At 46.2% G+C, this 24849-nt stretch carries 22 protein-coding genes and 3 pseudogenes; 6 read left to right on the top strand and 19 right to left on the bottom strand.

Going from position 1 to position 24849, the window contains the following annotated elements; all coding sequences use genetic code 11:
- Nucleotides 1–88: 88 nt before the first annotated feature.
- From QUA80_RS19720 to dnaN, 5 genes and pseudogenes are all read right to left on the bottom strand, one after another.
- The gene (locus tag QUA80_RS19720; protein WP_333426799.1) at nt 89–1387 is read right to left on the bottom strand and encodes a ParB N-terminal domain-containing protein; all 1299 of its coding nucleotides are present in this window, start codon (nt 1385–1387) and stop codon (nt 89–91) included.
- Between the two features lie 531 nt (nt 1388–1918).
- A pseudogene (locus QUA80_RS19725) lies at nt 1919–2041 on the bottom strand (transposase); the annotation flags it as partial.
- Nucleotides 2042–2260: 219 nt separating this feature from the next.
- Nucleotides 2261–3247 (bottom strand): DNA polymerase III subunit delta, encoded by a 987-nt coding sequence (gene holA / locus QUA80_RS19730; protein WP_333426800.1) that lies wholly within the window; start codon nt 3245–3247, stop codon nt 2261–2263.
- Nucleotides 3244–4653, bottom strand: a complete 1410-nt coding sequence (gene dnaX / locus QUA80_RS19735) for a DNA polymerase III subunit gamma/tau (protein WP_333426801.1) — start codon at nt 4651–4653, stop codon at nt 3244–3246. The genes holA and dnaX overlap by 4 nt, the downstream gene beginning before the upstream one ends.
- Before the next feature lie 131 nt (nt 4654–4784).
- The gene (dnaN, locus tag QUA80_RS19740) at nt 4785–6230 is read right to left on the bottom strand and encodes a DNA polymerase III subunit beta (RefSeq protein ID WP_333426802.1); all 1446 of its coding nucleotides are present in this window, start codon (nt 6228–6230) and stop codon (nt 4785–4787) included.
- A 118-nt stretch (nt 6231–6348) separates the two neighbouring features.
- On the opposite strand from dnaN, the pseudogene QUA80_RS19745 reads away from it, so the two are divergent.
- Nucleotides 6349–6568 (top strand): annotated as a pseudogene (locus tag QUA80_RS19745) (IS200/IS605 family transposase); the annotation flags it as partial.
- A 209-nt stretch (nt 6569–6777) separates the two neighbouring features.
- Here the strand turns inward: QUA80_RS19745 and QUA80_RS19750 are convergent.
- The 10 genes and pseudogenes from QUA80_RS19750 to QUA80_RS19795 form a co-directional block, all read right to left on the bottom strand.
- Nucleotides 6778–8190, bottom strand: coding sequence for an AAA family ATPase (locus QUA80_RS19750; RefSeq protein ID WP_333426803.1), 1413 nt, complete (start codon nt 8188–8190; stop codon nt 6778–6780).
- A 275-nt stretch (nt 8191–8465) separates the two neighbouring features.
- Nucleotides 8466–8660: a hypothetical protein gene (locus tag QUA80_RS19755; RefSeq protein ID WP_333426804.1), complete on the bottom strand. Its 195-nt coding sequence runs from the start codon at nt 8658–8660 to the stop codon at nt 8466–8468.
- 396 nt (nt 8661–9056) lie between these two features.
- A complete protein-coding gene (locus QUA80_RS19760; RefSeq protein WP_333426805.1) occupies nt 9057–9371 on the bottom strand; it encodes a helix-turn-helix domain-containing protein in 315 nt (104 codons plus the stop codon).
- A complete protein-coding gene (locus QUA80_RS19765; protein ID WP_333426806.1) occupies nt 9343–9690 on the bottom strand; it encodes a hypothetical protein in 348 nt (115 codons plus the stop codon). The genes QUA80_RS19760 and QUA80_RS19765 overlap by 29 nt, the downstream gene beginning before the upstream one ends.
- A 100-nt stretch (nt 9691–9790) precedes the next feature.
- A complete protein-coding gene (locus QUA80_RS19770) occupies nt 9791–10363 on the bottom strand; it encodes a hypothetical protein (protein WP_333426807.1) in 573 nt (190 codons plus the stop codon).
- Nucleotides 10364–10476: 113 nt separating this feature from the next.
- Entirely contained in the window at nt 10477–10923 is a 447-nt protein-coding gene (locus QUA80_RS19775; RefSeq protein ID WP_333426808.1) for a hypothetical protein, read from the bottom strand.
- Nucleotides 10924–11027: 104 nt separating this feature from the next.
- Nucleotides 11028–12188, bottom strand: a complete 1161-nt coding sequence (locus QUA80_RS19780) for an RNA-guided endonuclease TnpB family protein (protein WP_333426809.1) — start codon at nt 12186–12188, stop codon at nt 11028–11030.
- Nucleotides 12189–12234: 46 nt separating this feature from the next.
- Nucleotides 12235–12375: pseudogene (locus QUA80_RS19785) on the bottom strand (MerR family DNA-binding transcriptional regulator); the annotation flags it as partial.
- A 427-nt stretch (nt 12376–12802) separates the two neighbouring features.
- Nucleotides 12803–12949: a hypothetical protein gene (locus QUA80_RS19790; RefSeq protein WP_333426811.1), complete on the bottom strand. Its 147-nt coding sequence runs from the start codon at nt 12947–12949 to the stop codon at nt 12803–12805.
- A 313-nt stretch (nt 12950–13262) separates the two neighbouring features.
- Complete coding sequence (locus QUA80_RS19795; protein WP_015211723.1) at nt 13263–13808, bottom strand: tyrosine-type recombinase/integrase; 546 nt, start codon at nt 13806–13808, stop codon at nt 13263–13265.
- A 16-nt stretch (nt 13809–13824) separates the two neighbouring features.
- Here QUA80_RS19795 and QUA80_RS19800 point away from each other — a divergent pair, with 16 nt between their 5' ends.
- Entirely contained in the window at nt 13825–13986 is a 162-nt protein-coding gene (locus QUA80_RS19800) for a hypothetical protein (RefSeq protein ID WP_333426812.1), read from the top strand.
- 324 nt (nt 13987–14310) lie between these two features.
- On the opposite strand, the gene QUA80_RS19805 is transcribed toward QUA80_RS19800, so the two are convergent.
- The 3 genes from QUA80_RS19805 to QUA80_RS19815 form a co-directional block, all read right to left on the bottom strand.
- Nucleotides 14311–14910 (bottom strand): hypothetical protein, encoded by a 600-nt coding sequence (locus QUA80_RS19805; RefSeq protein WP_333426813.1) that lies wholly within the window; start codon nt 14908–14910, stop codon nt 14311–14313.
- A gap of 662 nt (nt 14911–15572) precedes the next feature.
- Entirely contained in the window at nt 15573–15740 is a 168-nt protein-coding gene (locus tag QUA80_RS19810; RefSeq protein ID WP_333426814.1) for a hypothetical protein, read from the bottom strand.
- 24 nt (nt 15741–15764) lie between these two features.
- Nucleotides 15765–19505 carry a DUF3987 domain-containing protein gene (locus tag QUA80_RS19815; protein ID WP_333426815.1) on the bottom strand — a complete coding sequence of 1247 codons (3741 nt, stop codon included), beginning with the start codon at nt 19503–19505 and terminating at the stop codon, nt 15765–15767.
- 1045 nt (nt 19506–20550) lie between these two features.
- Between QUA80_RS19815 and QUA80_RS19820 the strand changes: the two genes are divergently transcribed.
- The 4 genes from QUA80_RS19820 (at nt 20551) to QUA80_RS19835 (ending at nt 23683) form a co-directional block, all read left to right on the top strand.
- Nucleotides 20551–20874 (top strand): helix-turn-helix transcriptional regulator, encoded by a 324-nt coding sequence (locus QUA80_RS19820; protein WP_333426816.1) that lies wholly within the window; start codon nt 20551–20553, stop codon nt 20872–20874.
- A 137-nt stretch (nt 20875–21011) separates the two neighbouring features.
- Nucleotides 21012–21302, top strand: a complete 291-nt coding sequence (locus QUA80_RS19825) for a lipase (protein WP_333426817.1) — start codon at nt 21012–21014, stop codon at nt 21300–21302.
- Nucleotides 21303–21710: 408 nt separating this feature from the next.
- Nucleotides 21711–22799, top strand: coding sequence for a site-specific DNA-methyltransferase (locus QUA80_RS19830; protein ID WP_333426818.1), 1089 nt, complete (start codon nt 21711–21713; stop codon nt 22797–22799).
- On the top strand, nt 22796–23683 hold the full coding sequence (locus QUA80_RS19835) for a hypothetical protein (protein ID WP_333426819.1): 888 nt from the start codon (nt 22796–22798) through the stop codon (nt 23681–23683). Before QUA80_RS19830 ends, QUA80_RS19835 begins: the two co-directional genes overlap by 4 nt.
- A 299-nt stretch (nt 23684–23982) precedes the next feature.
- Here the strand turns inward: QUA80_RS19835 and QUA80_RS19840 are convergent, their stop codons facing one another.
- The gene (locus QUA80_RS19840) at nt 23983–24756 is read right to left on the bottom strand and encodes a hypothetical protein (RefSeq protein ID WP_333426820.1); all 774 of its coding nucleotides are present in this window, start codon (nt 24754–24756) and stop codon (nt 23983–23985) included.
- Between the last annotated feature and the right edge of the window lie 93 nt (nt 24757–24849).

Below are 24849 nucleotides of genomic sequence, written 5' to 3' on the forward strand. Positions count from 1 at the left end.
AGCTAAAATACCTAGATTTACCGAGAATTAAAAGGGTAAATTCAAGGGCTAATTACGAATTTAGTGCCAGCAAACGAGAGCCTAATAATTATAAAGCCTGCTCGATCGCCCGTCGCGCCAACTCCACCTGTTCCACAGCATCCAGATAAGCTAGCGCTGCAGCATCCCAAACCACTCTTCTCTGCATCCTGTTCAAGACGATTTTCCCAAACTCGTACACCGTGCCGAAGCTTTGCAGCCTGAGAATGCGCTCAGCTATTGAGCAAAAACTCGGCGTTGGGTTCAATATCGCCACCACATCCGATTGAAGGAGCGATACCACCTCTGAACCCATATCGACTTTCAAAGTCGCTCCAACTTCCACAATCCGGCCCCAAAATCTATTCCACTTCCTTTCCGCTATTTTTTGTTTAGGAATAAAAGGGATTTTGACAATAACCCATGCCCCCGCGCTGTCTGGACCAAAGCGCGTTTTGACTCCCTCACCCGTAATTGGTTCGTAAGGAGTGCAAGTTTTACATTCTCCACCGCAATCGCCTTCTTGAACCGGCTCGCTACTAATGCTGCCCTCGGTTTCCTTCGAGGCGGAAGATTTTCTCAAAGCAGCCTTAATCAGAGCTTTAGCTTGTTTCGGGGTTTTCGCTGCTCCCGACGAGATCGCAGCCAACGCCACTACTCGCTTGTCCTCCTGCATCTTCGCAAGTTGGTACCCCACATCTATGCTGTGGTCATTAATAATGTCCAACCACTTTGCAGCCAATTCGGGGCGATCTTTCTTGAGCTCGTCGGCAGCTTTGACGGCAATGCGCCCTTTCCTGTAGTTCCTGCCGCACCCCAAGCCGACTATAGCCGCCACAATATTTTCCGTCAGTTCCATTTCCCTTGGAGTCAGGCCCAAGTCGATCGGGTTCAATGGAAAATTTTCCATCAGCGGTTGCTGGTTGCCCGACGGCGGCTCTGCTGAGCCAGCAGCTTGGTGGCGAGCTTTCTTGGCAGCGTGTCTGTTCCTGTGCTCTCTAGCTATAGGCTCCACAACAATTCCTTCCCGAATTTTCTGTACAGGACTTTGGTGGCGGTGGCGGTTTTCTGCTACCAAGACAAACAGCTCATCACCTTCAGTCTGGAAGTGGCAGACAATAACTGGGACAGACTTCCAGCCCAGCGCTGCCAGCGCCCTCCACCGCCGATGGCCGCTGACGATCGTGCCATCTGTTTTGACGGTCAGCGGTTGGACGTAGCGTTTGAGTTGGATCGACTCTACCAGGTCAGCAATACTTTCGGTGCTTCCGTAAATTTCCTCATTGCGAGGGTGAGGCTTGAGTTGGTCAAGACCGATATACTGAATCGCGTCGCTGACTGAGAGCGACACAGTTTCATTTTTATTCATTTGGATAGCCCTGGTTGTTTATTTGGGGATTGGGGCTTTGTACCGTTGCTTGCTAAAACCAATAAGGTTTCCTAATAGAAAACTGGGGTTGTTTTCTGTCGGGGCGGCGCGGGCTGTATCGGCAGGTCGCCTTCACTGTCAAAAGGTTCGCTGCCTTTACATTCTTAAGAATAGCATATTTCTTAAACTAGCAATGCGCTACAGAATGGTATAATAAAAGACTATTAATTTTAAAGTGTTTTCAATCATTATTGATTATTAGGAACTCGTTTCCGATCGAAATGTTGCCCTTATAAAATAATAAACTTACTCGATTAAATAACCCCCATGAAAGTAACAAAGTTATTTATTAAACCTCAACGCGGAGTGCTAATCAAAGAATGCAATTCGCTTAGCCTCCGGCGCATTTGGTGGAGCGATTTGGAGTAAATTTAGTTTAATTAAGAAGTTTTACAATGTTTTTAACTAAAAAAGATAAAATTTCCCCCGTTTTATTTCAAAATTAGTAAAAAGAGGGAATTGACATCCTCTTTTAACCATGTTTCTGACAGCCAAACTTTCAACCACAATCGTTGGGTTTTCGCGTACCAGTTGAGTTGTGAGCTTGTGCAGAAAATCTTTTCTATAGTCAACAATAGATGCTTGAATTACAGCATTTACTTCAGCAGTTCTTACATTATACCGTATTCAACCTGAAAACTATGCTAAATACGTTGAAGTTGCAAATTTCGGGGCATCGAACCCCGAAATTTGCCCCCATTCTTTCCACCGCTTCTCTTCGAGTAAGCGGGGGTCTTTTGGGGGTTTAGATGAGCACTAGCGATTGCCCCTACATCGCCCCTAGATCGCTTCTACATCGCTTCTACTTCGCCCCTACATCGCTTTTACTCCGCGCTTCCTTGCTTTCTTAGGAGAAAACAGTTGGGCGATCGCCAGAATTGCAGGCAACATAAAATCCCCTTTACGCCCAAGCTTCAGCGAACCCTCTAAGTCAAGCAGCAGGGACACCGCAGACGAAAGGGATGTTAGAGAAACAGCAGCTACTTCTTTTCTCAGAAAGTACACTCGCTTCGGGTTAGCAATTTGACAAATCCGGGCAATTTCAGCGTCTTGCTTAACTCCTCCAACTATCGCCGCTTTTACCCACAACCAAGTTCTAAATTGAGCAATCAGCGTCGCACAAATCGCCAGCGGAAAAGTTCCTATTGCCAAAAGTTCAAGTAGCAAACAAACTGCTCTCTTAGAGTTATTTTCCCTCAGCGCTTCGGCAAGCTGGAGGCTATTTTGAGTGGTTGAAGGAACCAGCGATCGCACAGAGTTTAAAGTGAGGTTCGCGCCACTGCTGTAAGTCGCCAACTTGTGCAGTTCTGATTCAGCGCGAGCCGGATTGTTGCCGATCGCAATCGCCAAGTAATCAATAGCATTTGAGTTCAGCGACAGCCCTATTGCCAAAGCTTGAGTTCGGATCGATCGGGCAATGAGATCCGTTCGCCAGGGGGGAATAAGGTCAAACTCAAACAGCTTAGCTTGAGAAAGCAGGAATTTTGCCACCTTCAGGCGTTTGTCAATGGAAGGCGCTACAAAAACCAGGTGCGTCTTTTCCGGCACCTGCGGGAGCACCTGGAGAACAAACAGTGTTTCTTCAGTAAACTGTTTGAAATTACACCCTTCTACCACCACTAACTTTGCTTTTTCCGTTCCCAAGGCGGGAGTTAAGGCGCAGTCAACCGCCTCATTCAATGCCGAAGCATCAAAGCGGTGATAATTGAAACTCATCCAAGCGGGGTCGAGGTTCTTTTTAAAGGCAGAAAGCTTTTTGTGAATCGCGTGGAGGTCATCCCCTATCAGCAAACTAATCATGGGGTTTTCTCCTCAAACGACACTTGATAGCAGACACCTGTTGCAGCCAGAAATATCTTCTGCACCTTAGCCGCATTTCGGTTGAACTTGTCCAGGTATTGGGCGGGTACGGCCAGCACCGCTTTCTTTTCCGTCAGTGCTACCAGGGAAGCAGCACAGAGTAAAGCGCGGTTCTTCTCAGAAGTTGCTGAGAGCACTTTTTCCCAAATGGCTCGCTCTTTGGAACGGGGCGATCGCAACAAGGAGGTACTGGGCAGCTTCTGGGTGCGATCGGGCTGCCTGGGGTTAGCAAGAGCGCTCTCTGTAGCGTGCGGTTTTAATTGTGGTATCCTCGCCAATCCCAGCAAGCAGAGTTCCAGCCACAGCGTAGGGTGAGCGCTCTTGCTGAGCTGCCATTCCGAAGCCCGCAACTGTTCGAGGCCGGCAGCGATCGCGTTGCAGTCCCAATTAGAGGCAATTTCCAGCAGCTTTGAGTGCGAAATCCCGCTAGTTAACAAACGTTCACAGTCCGGCACGCTCGTTGCCAGCAACAAGTCCCGGTAGCAGGCTAGCAGCGACGCCAGCAGCATTTTAGGGCTTTTCCCACTGTCAATCAGTTCGCGGGACAGTTGCAGCAGCTTCAGCGCGTTGCCGGTGCGGGCCGATTTCAAAATTGCAACTAAATCGGACTCCGGTATCCGCCCCGACAATTCCAATACGTGAGAGCTGGTAATTTCCTCTCCTAATAAGCTCAACTGGTCGAGCAACTGCAAGGCGTCCCTCATCCCGCCATTCGCGGCGCGGGCGATCGCAATTTTAGCTGCTTCGGCAATTGCAATTGACTCTTTCTGGGCTACCATTGTTAGCTGTTTGACAATGGCTGGGATTGGCAGCGATCGAAACAGAAACGTTTGGCAGCGGCTGTTAATTGTTGGCAGCACTTTGTGTTGCTCTGTCGTGCACAAGATGAACACTACATGATGCGGAGGTTCTTCCAAACATTTTAGAAGAGCGTTAAAAGCTTGGGAACTCAGGCAGTGAACTTCATCTAAAATAAACACTCGGTAACGGCTGATAGCTGGTGCGAAGTGCGATCGCTCGATCAGGGTACGAGCATCATCCACACCGTTGTGGGAAGCCGCGTCAATTTCAGCAACGTCTAAGCTGCTGCCTTTTTCAATCGAGCGGCAGGATTGGCACTTGCCGCACGGCTTTACTGTGGGTTCGCCTGCACTGGTGCAGTTGAGAGATTTAGCTAAAATGCGGGCCGTTGAAGTTTTGCCCGTTCCCCGTTCGCCGGCGAACAAGTAAGCCGGAGCAATTTTATTAGTTTTGACTGCATTGGAAAGTGTCCTTTGGATGTACTCCTGTCCGGCCAGTTCAGACAAGCTGCGAGGGCGGTATTTTTGAGGCAATGCTGCGTGCATAATTGAATGGTTTGGTGTAATTGTTTGCTGAGAATTAGAGTCATATTTGCGGAGTTTGCACTCAGAAGAAGAGAGAAGTAAAAAACTCAATATTTTTACTTCTGCCAAGCGAGCCTTTTCTGCAAAAGACATCATTCTTTGAAAATCGGCATTAACAAGTATTTGGCATCCATTAGGATGTTTGGCTTGGAGCGGTTGCCAGCAGGAACTAAAATGGCGGGGCCGTCGCGCTGAGTGAGGTGCATTTGGAGTTGGGAACTAGCGATCGCTTTTGCACCTGACAACAGGTATTTTATGTTGAATGAAATTGACAAATTGCCGTCTGAATTAACCTGCGCTGCCATCTGTTCCAAACCGTTTCCAAATTCTCTGAAAAGCGACAGTGACACTTGCTGTGCTTCGCTATTAATGCGGATGCTGAGCGTTTTTTCTTTCTGGTCTGCCAGCACAGCAATTCTCTCTATAGCTTTGATGAAAGGTGCTTTTTCCAGCGTTACCTGATGTTGGAAATCCTGCTGCAATAATTCCTGATAAGCTGGGTATGCGCCTTCTAAACAGCGCGTCACCAAGCGCTGCGCTCCCCACCGGAATTCTACCAGAGCGCTCTCTGTGCTGTAAGAAAGCTCTACTGGGTCAGTGGATGTCCTGCTCGATAAAATTCGCTCCAGTTCGGCGAGCGATTTAGCTGGGACTGTAAGCTCTAGAGGCTGTGCGATTTCCGCTTGTTTCTTCTTAGAAAAACCTTGAATTGAAGTATTGAGGACAACCAAACGGTGGCCGTCTGTGGCAGCAAATTCGAGGCTATCTTGGCAGATTTTGAAGCAAACACCTGTCAGGATGTGCCTGCCTTCATCGGTAGCGGTGGCAAACAGTGACCCTTTCAGCCCTTCTTTCAACGTTTCAGCGGGGATGCAAATTGTTTGCGCTGTTTTTACTTCAGGAATGGCGGGGAATTCTTCACTCGAAATCCCTCGGACTTGATAGCGACCGCAAGCAGCAATTAAGGTAGCAACTGGACTGTTGCTAACAGCCTCTGGCAAGATGGTGTTATTCCCGCTATCTTCGTTATCTTCGCTATCTTCACCTTCGCGATTCAAGGTTTCGCGACTGACCAAAGTGATATCTCCGGGCGAGAATTTCCCGACAATATCGCTGAGAAGTCCGACAGGAACGGTCATTTCGCCGGGAGATTGAACGTGGGCCTCAAAGGATGTTTGAATGGCCAAACTCATGTCGAAAACGCTGAGTTGGACTCGCTGCGTTTTTTTGCAAGCGACTAAGAGGACATTTCCTAACACGGGGTGGGTGGGTTTTGCTGGGATAGCTTTGCTGACAAGTTCGAGATGGTTGGCTAAATTGTCTTGCGTGCAGACGAGCTTAATTTCTGCTGGTAAAAGGTCGGGAGAATCGCCTGCGCTATTGGAAGAATTGCGATCGGATTTTTCTTCTAGTTTTGGTTCATCTTCGACCAAAGGTTCGGTTTGTTCTAAGGGAACACTTGCCTTGGGTTTTCTTTTGGAAAATCCGCTCTCTTTTTTTCGGTTTTTAGCTGTCGCGGTGCGGGATTTGGTTTGCATCTTTGTGAGTTAAAATAGCTGCTAAGCGGGGGGAGCGTTAGCTGCCCAGAGAATAGCTCGCACGACTCAGCTTGTCACTCAATCTACCAACCCTAACCTCAATCACCCTACTAAATCTGTACTATTGAGTGACATCCCAAAGGTGCAAATGAGCAAGCTTGTCAACAACCTGAAAACGGTTAGTAGCCGGTTAATTAGAAAAAAATTTCCCGCCCAAGTTAACAAGTTTTACTACAAACCTGTCTTCTGGACGGGGGCTTACTTTGTCTCTAGTTGTGGTAGCGTTACTCTTGAGAAACGATGAGGCCTATGTCCAAAGCCAAGATGCTCCAGAATAATAATGTTGCTAACGCTTTGTTTATTTGGCTTCAATTCCTCTGCCACCAAGCTAACGCTATGGTGGCAGTACCCTTTCAGCATTTTCCGATGGAAAGTTGTCATGTGTGGCGTGGTCTTTGAGTGGGTGTAACTTCTCCCCACCTAAATCGGAAATTTAGGTGGAGAGGGTTCAACTCTAAAAGCGCGGTTCACTAAATCTAAAATGGGTTCACTTACTAAGAAAAACCCGGCGCTTCGCACGACTACAACTCACGTACATAAGCTGATTGTGCGCTCGAATGCTGTCGCGGTACTCTTTGAGAAAATGAGTTTTTTGACTGGGACAAACCCGAGCGAGGTACAGCAATTTAGTAGCGACTTTCCTGCCGATATCACTGCTATCAATTCCCACCTCCGTGAAAGTAGAGCCTTGAGAATTGTGTACGGTAATTGCCCAACAATTTCTCATATCTGCAAAGATTTCACAATGGTCGTACCATGCCTTCCATAAGCTCGGATTGCTTTTAGCATTTTGCAGCAGCCTAGCATTGTCCTGTTGGAATCGGCGAGCGTCATTTTCGTGGAGGATATAGATTTGGCGTCGGTCGCCTGCATCGGTTTTAACCTGGAGATTCCAGGCTTTATAGCCAGAGTACCTATCCTCTCGAAATTCGGCAATTTCCACTTCTGCTGATGTGGGCAGGATGACGGTTTTGCCGTCGGGAGCAATAACGGGAGCTTTAGCAATCAACCTCTCTCCAATAACAAATCTGGGAGCATTTTTCCCGTAGATTTTAGCTCGGATTTTGCTATTCCAGTAGGCGACGCGCTCGTTAGTATAGCAGAGGATGCGAAAGCAATCAGGGTCTTGAGAAAAAGTAGAAGAGAACTTTTTTAAGGCGTATTTCAGCAGCGTTTTTTCTCGGACTAGGAAGGCTCCGTTTTTTTTATCGAGGCTGAATTTGGAGAAGGGTTTGAACGCCTCTTTGTTCTTGACAGCCGTGCGGGAAGCTGTTACGAATTCTAGCAGGGGGCTGCCCGCACCTTGCCGGACGACCTCTGTTAAAACGGCTTTTTCAGGTACGTTGAAAGATTGAGATTTTTTCTCTTCTATTTCGCCATTAACAGGAGGCAATTGTGCGGGGTCGCCCATGACGATGAGCTGCCGATTGCTGCCGATGAGCAAAGCGCTAGCAATTCTTTCTTGAATGATATTCCACAGTTCTGCTGTAACCATGCTGCACTCATCAAGAAAAATGGTGTCGTACAGGTGAAGGAAAGAAGGAGAAACTTGTTTGAGGATTTTATTTTGCCCCTGTTTGACTGGAGCTAATCCCAGTAGCTGGTGGATGGTCATAAAGTCTACTCCTCTGAGTCCTTTTTCAGCAGCCATCCGCCGCAATACGCCTACAGCTTTATTGGTGGGAGCGGTGAAAGCGACTCTCTTTCCGGCACTGACTAATTGTTCTGCTACCAGGTTGACAAGGGTTGATTTTCCCGTACCTGCATATCCAAATAGCCCGAATACCCGTTTAGAGCTTGTTACAAATTGTTCGAGGAGTTGGAGGGCGTTGTTTTGTTGAGAAGTTAATTGAAAATTCGGTTTTACCAGTGTTTGAATCATAGGGTTGGTTTCTTCCATTATCTTTCAAACACTAATCAGCGGTAGCTGAACTTTACACAACAATTAATTGATGAGGCGATAATAATAACTTTATTTTGTTCGATTTAGTTTACCGCACGTCAATTTTTACATAGTTATGAATTGCGCACAACTCAAAAACAATCCTAGCGCACCAATCAAAAATAATCCTAGCTATCAGTTGGATTTGTAGCTAGGATTATTTTTGGAGTAGCGGAGTTATTAATCTAATGAATGTCCTTTGACTAATTCGACTTCAAAATAAGCTTTTTCCATCAAATTTGAGGCAATCTTGGCTGTTCTTCAGTGTCAAAAACAATCACAAATGTGCGATTTTTAACCAACCGTTGCAAAACCCGCAAATGAGCATCTGCATCGTTTCTCTTGCGAAATCGCGCCACAACAATACGCTGGCAATTAGGAAGTAAGCGAACTAAGCACCACGGGTGCAACTTCTCAAAATAGGTCATTTTAACCTCCAGAGCGCAGTAACAAATTGTGTTCTTATTTAATTACCAGCCATTACCTTAATTGAAACAATATTGTCAAAGACAGGTCACGGCGATCTTGACAATTGACTTTGTTTGTGGTGAAACAAGCTCAAATTATCTTTTGATGCTGAAAAAACTCGCTCTATGTGAAATCAAAAACAATAGTGGCGCGTCTATTTGGAAATGAGGCATTACAAATCTCTGAAGTTTATCAATTTTAGAAAACACGAACAATCGTTCAATGCACTAATTTCAAGCATGCGCGCCACTATAGCAGTTCTTTTCGGGGCGTGAGGTATACACTCAAGCAATTACCAATTACCTTCGCAAGGCGAGCGCCCAAGTGCGTCTCCTCCAGACCTGAGAAATGCTATACTAATGCACGCTATTATCTTCAGAAAGCCGACATAGCAAGGTTGTCAGTGCCTCTGGAATTTCCTCAAAATGTTCCAGCAGAAAGTCCATTACTGCCAGATGACGCAAATCGACAGGAGTAGGAAATCTTCGATTTTTCCCCTTTTTAAACCAACCCCGCACTGTAGAATCAGAACGGGAACAAATAAAAGCGATTTCCTCGTAACTCACCGCCCACTTGTCATAAAACTGCTTCGGTGTCATTCCCAATTGGCATTGGCTGTAAGCTGCAATTAAATTGCGATCTCTATCTGTCAAAGTATGCGGCTTTTTCATCCTCAAACCCCTCCAAATCTTCCTCCCGCGCCGTATCAAACTGACACCAAGCAGCGCTCTTGGAATTAGGAGCCAGCCAAATTATGTAGCACCACATCCAACAGCACCGGCGCGGTTCGCAGTTGTAAAATTTGCCAATAACTATTCCCCGATCGGCTTCTGAGCCAACACCCGTCCAGCGCACCATCTCGCCGCACTCAAAGCGCGGCGTGTGAATTTTGGCAAAATTAGCAGGCAATTCGATCGAAGGTGGCATCCCCTTCAAATCTCTTAGCGGCAGCGCCGAAATCAAATCTCGACTTCCTTTTAAGATTGACATAAGTTCATAGCTGTGAATCGATTGCACCTGACTTTTTTTGACAGGTTTTCAGGCAAATTTCTTGATAAAGAAATTGCCGCGCGATCTTCGCCTAAATCAATCAACTGAAATCAAGCTGTGTAAATTCCTTTCTCCGGCATAATTGCCCTGTTTTGAAATTAAATGCTAAGCCGTGACCCGGGCAGGTTCCTAAATTAGGGTGCTTGGTATTTGGCAAAAGTTTATAACCTTTGTGGGGGCAAATATTACCAGGCAGCAAGGAGCAATTCGAGTAAGCTTCCTCCAAGCGTGGCAAGAAGTTGTAGTCTGCTGAAAGGATTGGTATATTGCGGTAGCACAACCGCACCACTTGTTTTATTTCGATAACTTCACAAGCTAATTGAACTCGTGCTTGCCAATCTTCTGCTGTTTCCCCATCTGTGAAGAATAAGTTGATAAGTCGGTCATGCCAAAAGCGAAAGTCAAAGTGATAGTGGAGCGGTTCAAACTTGAGAATCTCTGCATCAGAGTGCGGTCGATCGGGAAGTATAGGAATCCAGAAAGGGATGACTTTCCCTGGAAATCTTGATTCAAAACTGGGAGGACAACAGCTTTTAACGCATTGTACAAGCGCTCTTTCTCCAATGGCGACTACTTGATTCTGTGTTTTTATTTTTGTTACGGTAATAGACATAGTTTTTGGCAATTAATTAGTGTTGCTAGAAATTGGCACTAATACCAATCCCTCTCATAGTTACAAGGAAAGATTGCGTTCGTTTAATGGGAATGATCCTGCTGTACCCAAATTTAATGGATGCGTTGCAAAAATCTTTGCAGTACAGAAATCGCTGTCCAATTACCTTTATTAGCAGCTTCGACGTATCGCCGGATCGAATTTTCAGTTAGTTGTTGGTCAAGCCAATGCGTTAATTCCACTAGCTCCTGCTTTTGTTGTTGATTGTGCCCTGCCAACAACTCAAACATCCCCAACTTCTGGAACGTGGAAATGTCAAAGTTTGCCAGTTCTTCCTCAATCCAATGCCTGAGCTGTTCAACTTCTTCTGGTGACAGAGTGGGCAGCGGCGGGTGCTGGATGTTGAGAAATTTCTCTACTTCTGGGTAATCTCCGACGTACATCTTTCCTTCCAAGCGATCGCACACAATTGCATGGGTGGGAAATTCATCATCTGAACCGAGGTGGTATGGTTCCAGATCGAGGGCGAGAGCGGGATGTTCAGTAAGTGGCTCGTACACAGCATAGTAACTGAAAGTCCCTAACCGTTCTACTAAACTTACTTAAATCTGACGACTCAGATTCAACGTTAGCTTCCTGCTTCAACGTAGGGGGACGGCCCCTTCTACTCCACAGACGTAACTTCAGGCCGAACTAGCCTTAGTTTCTCAAAAGGGGCTTGAGACAAATTAATCGCCGCATTCAAGTCTCGATTGATTAGCAGCTCACAACATTGACAGTTGAAAACTCGTTCTTTTAATGGCAGGGGTTGAATATTACCGCATTGGTGGCACGTCTTAGAGGACGGATACCAACGATCGACAACTTCAACTTTCGTACCATGCATGAACGATTTATATTCCAACTGCCGCCGAAACTCATAGAAGCCACAATCCGAAATCGATGCTGCTAATTTGTGATTAGCCAGCATACCGCTCACATTCAGATCCTCGATCCGAATGTGGGCATATTTTTTGCTGATTTCTGTTGTGGTTTTCTGCAAGAAATCCCGCCGCTGATTGGCTACTTTTGCATAATTTTTCGCCAGGGAGCGATAATATTTTTGAGCATTTTTGGATGCTTTAATTCCCAATCGACGGTTTCCTAGCTGCTTTTTCCTATTCTTCCACTGTAATTTACTCAGCTTGGTTTTCGCTTTTTTGAGTGGTTTCGGGTAAGAATATACAGTACCATCACTAAGGGTGGCAAAGGTGGAAACACCGAGGTCAATCCCTACGGGTTCTGCGATTGAGTGCAGCAAAGGTGGAACTTTCTCGGCTTTGATAGCAAAAGAAATATACCATTTGTTAGCTGAGCGAGAAATAGTAAAGGTCTGAGCCATACACTTGAATGGAATGGCTTCCTTTAACCTAAAAGTCCCCAATGTTGGCACTTTTATTCGCTTGGATGGCTCTAACAAAATGGAATGATTCCAATCGGCTGCATCTACAGTAAATGAATCGCCATCTTTCTTCCGTTTGAAGGTGGGAAACTTTCCTAATCCTTTAAAATAACGAGAAAGTGCTTCTTGAAAGTGCCGGAATGTCATCTTGTAAACTCTAGAAGACAGAGTGTTAGTCCATTGATATTCCGGTAGCTTTTTTACGTGGTTGGTAAAAACTCTTTCAATCGCTGCTACTTTTTTAGAACTACCGATCTTGATATCCATTGCATTTTTGTACAGATTCAAGGCGTAGTTATAGCAAAACCTCGCATAACCAGAATGTCGCGCCATTAAAGTCTGTTCGCAGTTATTAAGTTTTAGTTCGAGTTTAATGGCGTACATAATCTGTTAAAGTTTTTGAGCGACTTCTCTGAGTTCTTCAACAATACAATTGTGCTAAATCGTAACGTCTATGACCATTAGCAGTGCGATGATCTGGGATTAACTTTCCTTCAGATTCCCACCGCCGTAAGGTTGAGACGCTTACACCTTTCAGTTTAGCAGCTTCAGAGATGGTTAACTTGCTCATTTCGTTATATTAGAACAGAAGATAAAGAAGTTTAACTAGGATTGAGTAAATTTTTGCGAACTGATTTTACCCCTCTAATTGTTAAGAATGGATGAAACTTAAATGAGCAGGTCACTCCCAATAGCGGCGATAGCCGCTCTTTGACCAGCCCGCTGGCTGAGTGCGATCCTCTTCTCCGGCTGCGCTAACGTCGTCAACAACCAAATGGAAGGTGTTTGAGAGCCTTCTTCACGCGCGCGTGACAGGGCTGCCGCTCTTTGACAAGGCAAAACCTGTCTTGTACCGATAAATTTGTCAGTTCAATTTTCCGACTATCAGTGAATATCCATAGATTTTTACAATGGCTTTTCGCCTGAAAATCGCTTAATTTTTTAGCTGTTTTTTAAGTAAAATAGTAGTCGCTACCAACAATATTTCCCCCAAACATCTAACTTTTTTGGGGGAAATATTGGCGGTTTGTGGGTGTAATGACAATCAGGATTCCGGTGTATTTACTGCTGGTGTCGCACTGATAAGTACCTTCTGGTTGTTGATTGGTGGAGTCATTTTTAATGATTTGGGCATTTCCTAGCATTTGCAGCAGTAAGTATATATCTATCTGCCCTTTGACTGGTTCCGTAAGATAGTTTTTATGGAGTTATGGGGATTACGTCAATTACAGCTCAAGAGTCAGGAAAGCTTATTCACACCTCACTCTTGAGCAGGCGGCTCAAACCAGTCAGGATTGTCGCGGATAGCAGTTGCCTTTGTTTTAGCTAAAATACATCCGGGAAGAAATGGGTAGCCATCGCGAGCCTTGCGTCCAAATATCGCCTGAATTCAAAGAAGACTTACGGGAGAGCCCTTCAACTGTTGAAACAATCTGGCGAACCAAAGTCGCGATCGCCTCACTTCAGAATCCCGAGTGCCTTGACAAGCTGTTCCGGCTGCACTTCTAAATAGCGCTGGAGGCTCGACAAATTTTTGTGACCTGATATCTCCATAATTACCCGCAGTGGCACCCCAGCATTGCTCAAGTTCGTGAGTGCTGTCCGCCTCATCGAATGTGTGGAAGCTCCCTTAATTCTTACCCGCTTGCAAGCTTCTTTAAAAATCAAATCTGCCTGAGAGCGCGTCAAAGGTTTCGTACCCTCTCGCCCCGGAAACAAAAAACCCGCATCTGGATTGTAAGCCAATAAAAACTTAGCCAACATGGGATGTAGCGGCAGCGTTCGCGTTGCTGACTTGCCCTTAGTTGTCGCTTTCCGCAGCGTCACCACACCGCCAACAATGTCCTGAGTTGTTAAAGCTAACGCCTCTGAAATACGACAGGCACAATAAAAAGTCACAGCAAACAAAAGCCTATCCCTTGCTGTAACAAAACCTCGGTCGAACAGCCTAGAGATTTCGGCGGGCGTCAAAATCTTAGCACGCCCGTTGCCTTGAACCTTCATGGCGCAGCCCTCCAAAATGAAAGCTCCCTTATTATTGGACGAAAGTAATGTTTCGTCAAGTCTGCTGAAAAGCTTTTATTGCTTGATGGGACACTTGCGGGGCGCTGCGCCTCCGGTGCCGGAGCCCGCGCTTTTTATTGCATTTAGAGTGGCTTTTATTGCTACTCAACTGACTTAAATTCTCAGGCAAGTTGATAATTGGCAGGGTGGCGATCGCGTCTATGAGGTCTCGGAATGTAACAGGTTCAAGGGCAGTCATAACAGCACGATCTAATAAAACTGGCGCTCAGATAATTTGATTATACTATTTTTTGATTCAATTTGCAATTTTTTTTGCTATTTTTGTTACTCCTTAATAAAAAGTTAGGAATCTTTGGGAAAAGAGCTTCCCTCACTCATGCAAAAAAAAATGCCATTGCAGTCGGCGAGCAAAAGCATTGTTATAAGTTTCAGAGGGTAAAGGTGCGCTCTGGTTAATTGGTTGGCGATCGAAACTTTTCGTTCACCGTCTTGACGCCGAACGCGCACCTTTACCTCTGTCAGAAGTAGCGAAGGTTCGAGTGTCTGCAATAACCGCTTTGGGAGCAAGCTTGAGGATGAGAGGCATCACAATTTCGGGAGAAATTTCCAGCCTATTTTTGATTTGAGCCTGCAACCATTCAACAGAGGAATCAGAACCATTGACTTTTTGCTTGAACCCCATAGACGGTGCAGCAGCTTTGATGGCGCTGGCAATTTTGCGAGCTTGTCTCAGTGAAATCAGCGAAGTATTAACGGCAGAAATTGAGGTCGTGCTTGTGCCTAAATGTGCGGCAAAATCAATAGGTTTTGCAGGTTCGTTCGGTGTTTGTTTGCCTGCACGCCGATGGCGAAAGCAATGGGTGCTGGCTGGGTTCTCAATTTCAATTGTTGCTCCATTTACCTCGCTGCCGGCACCGTCGGATTGCGCTGTGGCTGTTGCCACATTTACTTCTGTTCGATTGTTTGTGAGTTCTTCCGATTGGGCTGCTTCAGGCTCGTGCAGGAATGCTGAGGCTAAGCAAAAAAGGGTGGAAAAAAGGAAAGGCGGAAATAGTACATCGTTGATAGTTTCGATAGTCATCTGAACAAAAAACTCCCAATCAAAATTTTTGCGGTAAGCATTGCTAACCTTTTTTAGATTGCAACAGTTGACAACATGGTGCAGCATGGCTACACGGGCTGAAGAACCGGAGAATTAACTTCATCCTTTTGGATGATTAACTGAGGAGAAATCCACCTAATCTGATAATTAATTCAACAGTCCCGGCCTGCTGTACGAGGATCTAAGCGGTTTCAGGAAAGCGAAAAGTTGTGTTTTCTTTCTTTGCGATCGCCTCGCGCGTGACGGACACCAATGCGAACGGGACATTGGCGGATGAGCATTCAGCCGTCACAATTAGCACTCTCTGCGGAGAGTGGTTTCAGTAGCTGACTTTTTTAGCCGCTCCGCGACGGTAGGCGCGGAGGTTAATCAAAAATTAATCGGACATTACCGAACTGCCCACTTCACCCCTATAGAGGAAGCGATCGCATAATTCTGCGCGGCAATTACTGCTTTCGTTATGGTTCAAGTGAGACAAACTTATGTGACAAGCAGCAAACGGGAATCAAGCTAATGGAAAAATTTCCATCATCGATTTGCTGGTCAGCGTCTTTGCGAACTCAGCTTTTAATAAGTGGCGATCTTTGTAAGACCAATGGAAAATTTTCCATCACCGACAAACTGACCGGCGCCTTGCAGACTCAAATTTCACGGAGTGGTGCGTCCGTGAGAAAGGCAATGGAAAATTTTCCATCACCGACAAGCTGACCTCCGCGCGCGATCGCACGGCCTTGCATCGCACAGAAATGGAGTTCAACTTGGACACTCACGTTGTCAAACACGATCCGCAAATTGCCTGTAGGCGTCATTATTCCGTTTTTCGGCTTTAGTCGTTACGGCGAACTCGCCTCACTTTCGCCTAGGGTTGGGCGTTCGCTCAGTTCAACAGTGGGGCCAGGTTGGTCAGTGGGTGTTTTGGAAGTCTGCGGCTCGGTGGGTAGAATAGCGGGATTGGGCAGAAGATCGGGGCGATCGCTTACTGTGGCAGCCTCCTTATCACTATTGCCCCGGACGCTAGACGCGCTTGGAGGTGTTAGTTCCGTACTGCCAATGCGGTCGGGCGGCGCAGTCGGTTTTGGCACGCGATCGCCGTATAGCGGGTCGCTGTCCAAGTCTGAATCGTCACCTGGATCTAACTCACCCTCCCATTCACGGTTGGCATCGTCACTTGGATCTAACTCACCCTCCCATTCGCTGTTGGCATCGTCACCTTCACCGCCTAACTCGTCGGAAATTCCGACTTCGTTCCGACCATTTTCCGACAAGTTTTGATCGCCTACAATTGGCTCTGGCTCAACCTCTGAAACCTCATCAATGTCAGAATTCCGACAATTCCGACACATTTGAGCAGGTGGCGATTCCTCTTCTATTTCTGATTCGCTCACCGTCGGCGCTGCGGTAGCAGGTGGCGACTCCTCTTTTATTTCTGATTCGCTCGCTGTCGGCGCTGCGGTAGCAGGTGGCCAATCCTCTTCTATTTCCAATTCGCTTGCTGTCAGCATCGCAGTAGCAGCTTCCGATACCGAGGCGCACATGGATGATGCCGGACTTACCCATTCATCTTGTAAATTGCCGGAGCGCTGCGCTGGAGTGTCGGAATTGCCGGAATAGCGGGTTAAGGGGGGTTCAGCGTTGACCCTGGCAAGCGCTTGGGCCATTTCTTGGTTGCCGGAACTTTTGCCGGAATCTGTCGGAATTCCGACGCGGGTTTTAGATAATGGAAGCGCTCGAATGCGGAGGTCTTTTCCCTTGCCAGAGAGAAGTGCGTACCCGTTTTCTGTGAGAACGGCGAAGTTGGAGCGAATTTCAGCTAATGTGGGTTTGCGCTTGCACCGCTTGAAGACGCTGTTCTGGACTTGAGCGGCTGAAACCTCCTCTCCCTTCCGCAGGGCATAGGTGTAAATTAAGGAGAGATGGGCCCCGGCCGAATCGGAGGCGTGGTTATTCGTTTGCAAGATGCGGAATTGCCCGATGCTGAACTTAGCCGCGGCGATCGCCCGCTCTAAGGTATCGAGGCCGACGCGCAGCGGGTTTGGCTTTTCTTCGTATTTCAATTCCATGCAGTGCAGCAGGAGGGCTAACCTCAAGGTTTGAGACAGCATTTTGCCCAAATAAGCAAAAAATGCTGGGTCTTCAAATTCCACTGCTTGTTGCTTGCGCCTGACTTCTTCCCACCACCGCTGCCACCGCTGCTTTGCTTCGGCCGTAAACGACAGCAGGACGGGGGGCAATTCTCCACCTTCACGAGCGGCAGGCAACCCCGCTAGCTCTCGGAGATCGCCGTGGAGCAATCGCAGGTGGTCGTACAATTCTTGCAATTCCCCGGAGATTGCAACTTGCGAGTCTGACCAAGATGCAAAGTTATCAGGAGTTGACGGCACCGCGATTAAAAAGCGGCTGATTAGCCCATCGCCGTCGTCGGGGTCGCTAAACAATTGTTGGACTTTGGATAATTGAGTAGCCCCTGTCAAATTCAAGCACAAATCTTTAAGTTCAAAGGCATCTTTATCGTCAGCCCGTTCAAATTCAATATCTGCGGGCGAGTTCCACATTTGTAGCAGGATTTGCCGAGTATCTCCCCCCCTGTCTTTATACTGATCCAGCTTCAACAACCTTATCAATTCGTCGAAAACCCAAGCACTGCCACTCCTGGGAGGGAGTTCGCTCATCCGTCGCAGAACGCCTTCGGGACTTCCTCCTTCAATAAGTCGTTTGGGTACGGGCGAAGGCATTGAAGCTTTAAAAATTGCGGGATTTGACGGGCTATTTTTGAGTTTTTCTTTCTCTTGAGTAGATTTTTGTTGCCATGCTTCCTCTAGCTTTTTTAATTCTTCTTTGAGCAGATTGTATGCGGATTTGGCTTGCTTGTAACGCTGTTTGAGACTGCCAAAAACTGAGCGCATTGTCTGGCTTTTGCCAGCCGAAGCTAAAGCAACTACCATTGTCCAGAAGATAGGATACTCTACCCAACTGTCGGCTATTGTTGCACCTTCTTTGCCAATCATTCCAATATGTCCCCCCATTTGGCTGCCACAGGCGGAGAGAAGGTACTGGTAAATGTAAATGGGGTCGATGCGGTCAGAAGTGGCTTTAGTCAAAACTGCTCGGGCTAGAGGAGCGGGCAGAATTTGAGCGATGTCTAGTTGCTGTTGGCCGTAATTGAGGATTTTTTTGAGTTTTTGAACTTCTTGTGCGCGAGTTTCTCCGTAGCTGATATGGGTTTCTATTTCGGTGGCTAAATCTTTTACTCCTTTCAAAGGAAACCTTTCACGGGCGGATAGTTCAATAAAAGCGGCTGTCTGTTGGGGCGGGTTGATTTCACTGTTAATAATGTCAGTGACGCGATCGTACAAGTAGTGACCGCTGTTGGAGCTGTTGACACTGGAGGCGTTAGAAAAGGAACCAGGATTAGGTTTGCTGCCGTTCGTGCGATCGCTCTTTTCAGAGTTTTGGTTATTAGAATTTAGTTCGCTAGCATTGCTAATGTCCTGGGAGTTTTGAGTTGCTTTCTGCTGTCCATTTTTTTGACTGTTGGCTGCATTGTGCCCCTTAAATGGTGAAGTCCACCCGTCCTGTTTCGCCCAGTGTGCTAGCGTGCCGATGCCCACCCCGCTGCTTTTGAAACTCCTCCATTTTTTGTCGCATTCTCCCGGCTTGTATTTGGGGGAGTAGCGGCTCCACTTGTCCCATTCATAGAGGAGAGAATCATCAATGGAGTTGAGAACCATTCCCACCCCACACCATTCGTCGTAGTTATCGGCACGGGCCGGGGACAGAGCGGCTAGGTAGGACAGCGCCCAATCGATATCAGTCCACTCCGGTTCTGGGCGGTGAGTGCGGTGTAGGTGTCGCCGGCGGGGAGCGGTAGAATTGGCTTCAGCTTCTTCTAGAGCTTCTTCTAGAGGGAGGAGTTCAGAATTTCCTGATTCCCCCAGGGCTGGGGCCAGCATTTGTTCAACGATCCACTGCGGGGCTAATGCCACGCTCGTTTCATCGGGAGCGCAGCCTACACGCCAGACGTACTCGCCAGTAGTCGGGTGGACGCTGGGAGGCAGGCAGGATTGCAACCCCGCCCAGCGCAGTTCGAGTTGTTCGCCTTTGCCGTCGTCTCCAATTTCGCCTGTGGGGAATTTTTTGGTGCGGATAGCTCCGGCGTATTGTTCTGGGACTAGGAATAGGTATTGGCAGCGGCCGGACCGATTGGAGGTAAAGGCGACGGTGTGGGGTAATTCTTCGCCATCGGACAGTTCAAGGATTTTCGCTCTAGCACTAGCTCCGTCTTGGTCTACTGCCATTAAATAGTAGGTGCTCCCGTTGGCAGCGATCGCAGTTCCAGTGATCAGCCCATATCCTTTGGGGTAGCAGCGGTATTGAGTGCCGTCGGCTCTATCTACCATTTGGCCAAGAGTTATAGCTTCTTTCATTTGGGCGGGACTGAGCGGTTTTTGCTGCCAGCCCGTGCCTTGAGGGACTTTCCTGCCGTCGAGCAGGCAGAGTTGCCAGTCTTGAGGAATCCGGGATAAGCCTTGAAGAAGACGAATATTTAGGTTGCTAGGGGATGAGTTGTTAGGCATGGAAAGCTCCTACGCTTGCTTGGTTTGCGGGAGCCGGAGTTTCAAGCAAAAAGGTCCTAGATGTTAGAGCTACCAGAACATATCTGTTGATTCAGAGCTTCTGATTTGGTATTATTGAAGGACTAACACTAAAGTTTTTGGCTCTGGAAAGGGCTCAAAATTCCGGCTCCCAAAAGGGATCAAAATTCCGGCTCCCAAAAGGGCTCAAAATTCCGGCTCCCAAAAGGGTTAAAAGCTTCAGCTCCCAAAAGAGTGAAAAGCTTCGGCTCCCAGAAGGGTGAAAAGCTTCAACTCCCAAAAGGGTGAAAAGCTCCGGCTCTGAGAAGGATGAAAAACTCCGGCTCTGAGAAGGGTTAAAAGTTCCAGCTCCCAAAAGGGCTGGAAGCTCCGGCTCCTAGAAGGGTTAAAAGCTTTGGCTCCCAAAAGAGCTGAAAGCTCCGGCTCTGAAAAAGGCTGAAAACTCCGGCTGTGAGAATGGTTAAAAGCTCCGGCTGCGAGAATGGTTAAAAGCTCTGGCTCCCAAAAGGGCTGAAAGCTTCGACTGTGAAAAGGATCGGTGGTCATAACTGTTAAAAGGCCCCGGTTGTTTGATTTGTAAGAAGCGATACGGTTAAAGAAAAACGTTCAGAATGGGGATTCTAAGGTTGTTTTTCTGACTAACTGTTCGCTTTGAGTCATCCAATAGCCTCACTTGCGATTCGGTTAGAGTTTAGAGTGAGGCAATATTTTTATCTGAAAGGGTAGACTATCAGAAAAGCCAATTATTGGCTTGTGTTGGAGGGATAGTCATAAAATTGATCACAAACTATCATATAACCGACCATAAATTTGATCGAGTAAAGATTTGTTAAAGTCAGGTTGAGGCATCACCCTCAGTTACTTGTACGCGCCGGGCAATCGCATCTAATTAGAGCTTGACGAAATACCTTAAATGTGTACTTACCTCAAACCAGGGATTTGCGATGGCAGTTAGATAAGTTATCCTGGTATAATGTAGGCCGTCTAACCACCCCTGCCATTACTCATTGGCTAGTTGGAAACTGGAATGTCAGCAAAAGTAGAAGAAAATGTAGTAGCAGATAATCGAATCCACAAACGTCTCGGTCAGTTAATAACGGCGTTGGTGGAAGATGAGCGCGTTGGTAGCTCTAGGGAGTTAGGGAGACTGACTGGAATTGCATTCAACACGCTGGCTAACTGGTGCGAGGGAAAAGCCGATCCAAGGCTGCAAAAGTTAATGCAGTTTGCCTATGCGATCGGTTGGTCTATGACAGAGTTGATGCAATATGCGGAAGGGGATGAAGATCCCTACGAGGCGATCGCTCGTAAAAAAAAAGCACAACAGCAGAAGTACCGTCAAGCGTCTTAACAACAGAAAAAGATCCATTTATTCAATATTTCAATGCTACGCTAACTGCCGAACAAATCCAGAAGCGCGAATTATTTTTACAACGAATTAAAGCTGATTTATTACCGGATATAACATCCCGTAAAAGGCTTTATGTCTTGTTAATTGACAGCATGGCAGTTAAGGGTATTTCAGAATTAGAAATCTTTGAAACAACTTCCATTTCGGAGAAATTACTGTCGAAGATTCGGAATCTAGACATGGGATTTCAGTTCGGTCGTTCCTATTTAGAAGAGTTAGCGCCCTATCTTTTTCAAGTAAAGAATTGGGAAGAGTTAAGACCTGTTTTTAAGGTGCCATACATATCTTATCAGGGGTGGGTCGATCATCTGATTGAAGACTTGCAAATGGCTGAACCCCTATCTATAGCTATAGCTTCAATGAGATAGTTACTAAAAGATGACCGATAAATTTGAGATGGGAAAGTAGGAACTGAGGTCAAACTTAGAGTAAAATAACCAAGTTTCTACTCTAGCAAGGCAGAAATAACTTACCAGCTAGAACAAAAGGAACCTGTATAGGTGTTACACTAGATAACATACTGTAAACTGGATTGGATCGGGTTATCGAATCTCAGAAATATCGCTGGTAATAATGCCCCATCTCTACGCGAGGAGTGTCATCTTCTCAGACAACGAACGGAGGCTACTCCAAAAAATCGCGCGCTCCTCGACCAACCCCTACAGATCGATCGGACGCGCTCGACTGGTATTGGCAGCCGATTCGGGAGCTAACAATACCCGAATTAGTCAGCAATTGCAGTTAGATTAAGGCAAAGTACGGCTTGGGTTAAAATAATGAAGCTATCCGATATTTCAATAGGTGAGGAGAACGAACTTCCTCCAAGCATAGGTAGGGTCAAAGACTACCTCATTTCATTGGAACGTGAGCCTTTGTTTTTACAAGGTGACACTTATACACTTTTAAAACAGTTCCCTCCTAATTGCATTGATTGTGTAATAACATCTCCACCTTATTGGGGACAGAGAGTTTATATCAATGGGGGAATTGGACTTGAAGATAAGTGGCAAGAATACGTTAATAAATTGCTGGAAATATTTGGTGAAGTAAAGCGCATTATTAAGCCAACAGGTTCTTTTTGGCTAAATATAGGAGATGCTTACCAGCAGAAATCAATGGTAGGTATCCCTTGGCGAGTTGCACTTGCAATGATAGATCGACAGAATTGGATTCTCCGCAATAGTGTGATTTGGAACAAAGTAAAAGGCAATCCTGACAATGCAAAAGACAAACTCCGAAATATTTACGAACACGTTTTTCATTTTGTCAAAGCAGATAGATATTTTTATGATGTTGATGCAATTCGTTCAAAACCAGGACAAGCCAAAGTTGTCAATGGTTCTGTAGTCTCTGCAACTGGCGTTTCTGGTGTGCGCTACCGCCGACAAATTGAATTGTCCACAGCACTTAGCGATTCAGAACGTATAAATGCTCTGAAAGCTCTTGAGTTCGTCTTGGAAGAAGTACGCGCCGGTAAACTATCTGACTTTCGTATGATTATTCGCGGTCAGCAAAGAACAACACACTCTGACTCAGCAAAAGTTTCTGGGCGAGCGCGCGAACTTGCTGAACGCGGTTTTTATTTTCTTAAATATCACCCAAATGGCAGTAAACCCAGTGACGTTTGGGATATCTTGCCAGAGGATACCCAGAAGCGTACTATTCACTTTTCACCCTATCCTGAAGACTTATGTAAAATTCCCATTCTGGCTACCTGTCCGCAAGCTGGTATTGTTCTCGACCCGTTTGCAGGCACAGGTACAACAAATCAGGTTGCATTTCAACTAGGACGCAGATCGATTGGAATTGATATCTCAGGTGAATATCTCACTGTTGCTCGTAAAAGGTGCAGCCTACTTACATGACCAAAGTTATCGAATTGTACGGACATCCTACGAGTCGATCGCTTGACTGGAGCGATATTGCTTCTAGTCAACACTGTCCTTTTCTATCTCGTAAATGTCTTAAGAATCGAAAAAGCGAACCAGACATTACCATTGGCACTTGCACTGTTTCTTATGGTAGAGGAGGCCGAAATATTATTATTTGTCCATTTCGGCTTCTCGATCGCAGCCAAATTTTTATTGATTGCCTTCATTTGCTAACACTTCACCAGCCTGGTAACGAACTTCGAGTCATTCCCGAAATTGCCGTACCTGGAGGCAGTATTGACTACTGCCTCGCTTCTGTACGTTCAGGAAAAGTCATCGATTTTACTGGCATTGAACTGCAAACTCTTGATACTACTGGTACGGTGTGGCCTGAACGGCAGCGCTTTCTCCGACAGCAAGGCATCACAGTGAGAGATGTAGATACCACATCGAAAAAAGGATTTGGTATGAACTGGAAGATGACTGCCAAAACAACCTTGATGCAACTCCACCACAAAATTCATACATTTGAACATCTCAGCAAGCATCTTGTTCTAGTAGTTCAAGATTGCCTGATTGATTATATGCAACGTGAATTTTATTTTGAACATATTCAAGAGGCACGCCTTGGAGATCCCATGCAGTTTCACTCTTACGAACTGCTAGCAGAAACTGGAAGCTATCGCATCCAACTTAATAAGCGTTGGAGTACGGATGCTAATGGAATTGCACAGTGTCTCGGTCTACAAACCAGTCCAAGAGTAGAGCTTGAGGCAATGTTAAGGCAGATAGAAAATAAGTTACCGCAAAGCACTTTGTTGTCTGTGGGGCAGCCATTACCAGTTTCTACACATGAAGACGTTACCGATGACAGCTAATACTAAATCCGGGTTGACCCCACCCGCAATATGTGCGGGTTAATCCGCTCAAAGTAAAAGTGAAAGGGGAGGGACTTAATGCCTCCCATGTCATGTAATAGATGACTATACTTTTACCAGCTATAACGTTCTCGATCGAGACTTCGGACAGTTTTAGAGCGCCAACCATAGAAAGCGGGTTTTACCCAGATATCAAAGCAAAGCTACCAACAAAAAATCAAGGATTTCAGGCTGTGAGCTAATAACTGTCCGGACTGTTGCTCGATACGAAGTTGAAATTTCTGGTTGAGCAAACGGATTTAATTTCCTGGAGTTCGAGTTAAAGGGGGGAGCGAAGGAGATGGTGTTTTTGGAATTTCATACAAAGGTTCGCGACTCAACCCTAGCTGCCCTAGTGAAATAACAACAGACATTGATAGATTAGTTTTTTCAGCAGCTTTAGCAATAGCTGTGCCATTTCGAGCTAGAGCGATGAACTCTCGAACTTTGAAGACAACGGGGTCATTGGGAAGCGTGTATCCTCGAAGGATGGCAATGTCTAATCCCCGTTCGATGTCGCCGATCGTCGCCGTTCGATTGTCTGCTAAAGTTACGCTTGGCTCCTGCCCGGGCACTACCGTAGAGATGGCAATGCCATTATTAGTAGGTTCCCCGGAGCTATGAACGACATTGAAAGTATAAAGGCGTTCAATTCCTTCAGGAGAGCGAGTTTTAACGAATAGGTTAGTAATGTTTGCTGTTGTAGCACCAGGGAATTGTAAGGGTTGAATCGGTTGGACAAATATGGTTCTAGCTCGGTTAGTTTTTAATTCAGCATCGGTATTAAAGACAGCCCTGGATGGATCTGCTAAGCGGATGTAAATAATGACTTCACCAGTCTGGCTAAAGTCAATAACGCTGGAACGACCCGACCATACTTGAAGGTTGGTAGTTGTATTTGTTGCTGCATCTCTTCCTACAATTTTTAGCGCCGATGTTTGAGCTTGTCCAATATTGACGGTGCTGAATGCAGTGGCAATTATTAAGGCAGGAGAAAGTAAAGCCAAACGAATTTTTCGAGTTAGTTTTTTCACGGTTATCTTACCTCCAAGATTTTTGTATAAAGCCCCGTCTGAGTAAGCTGAGTCGTGGAAAGAGGAAGCCCGAGAAGTGATTCTTGGAATCTC

The organism is Microcoleus sp. F4-D5, from assembly GCF_036704885.1.
Taxonomy (GTDB): Bacteria; Cyanobacteriota; Cyanobacteriia; order Cyanobacteriales; family Microcoleaceae; genus Microcoleus.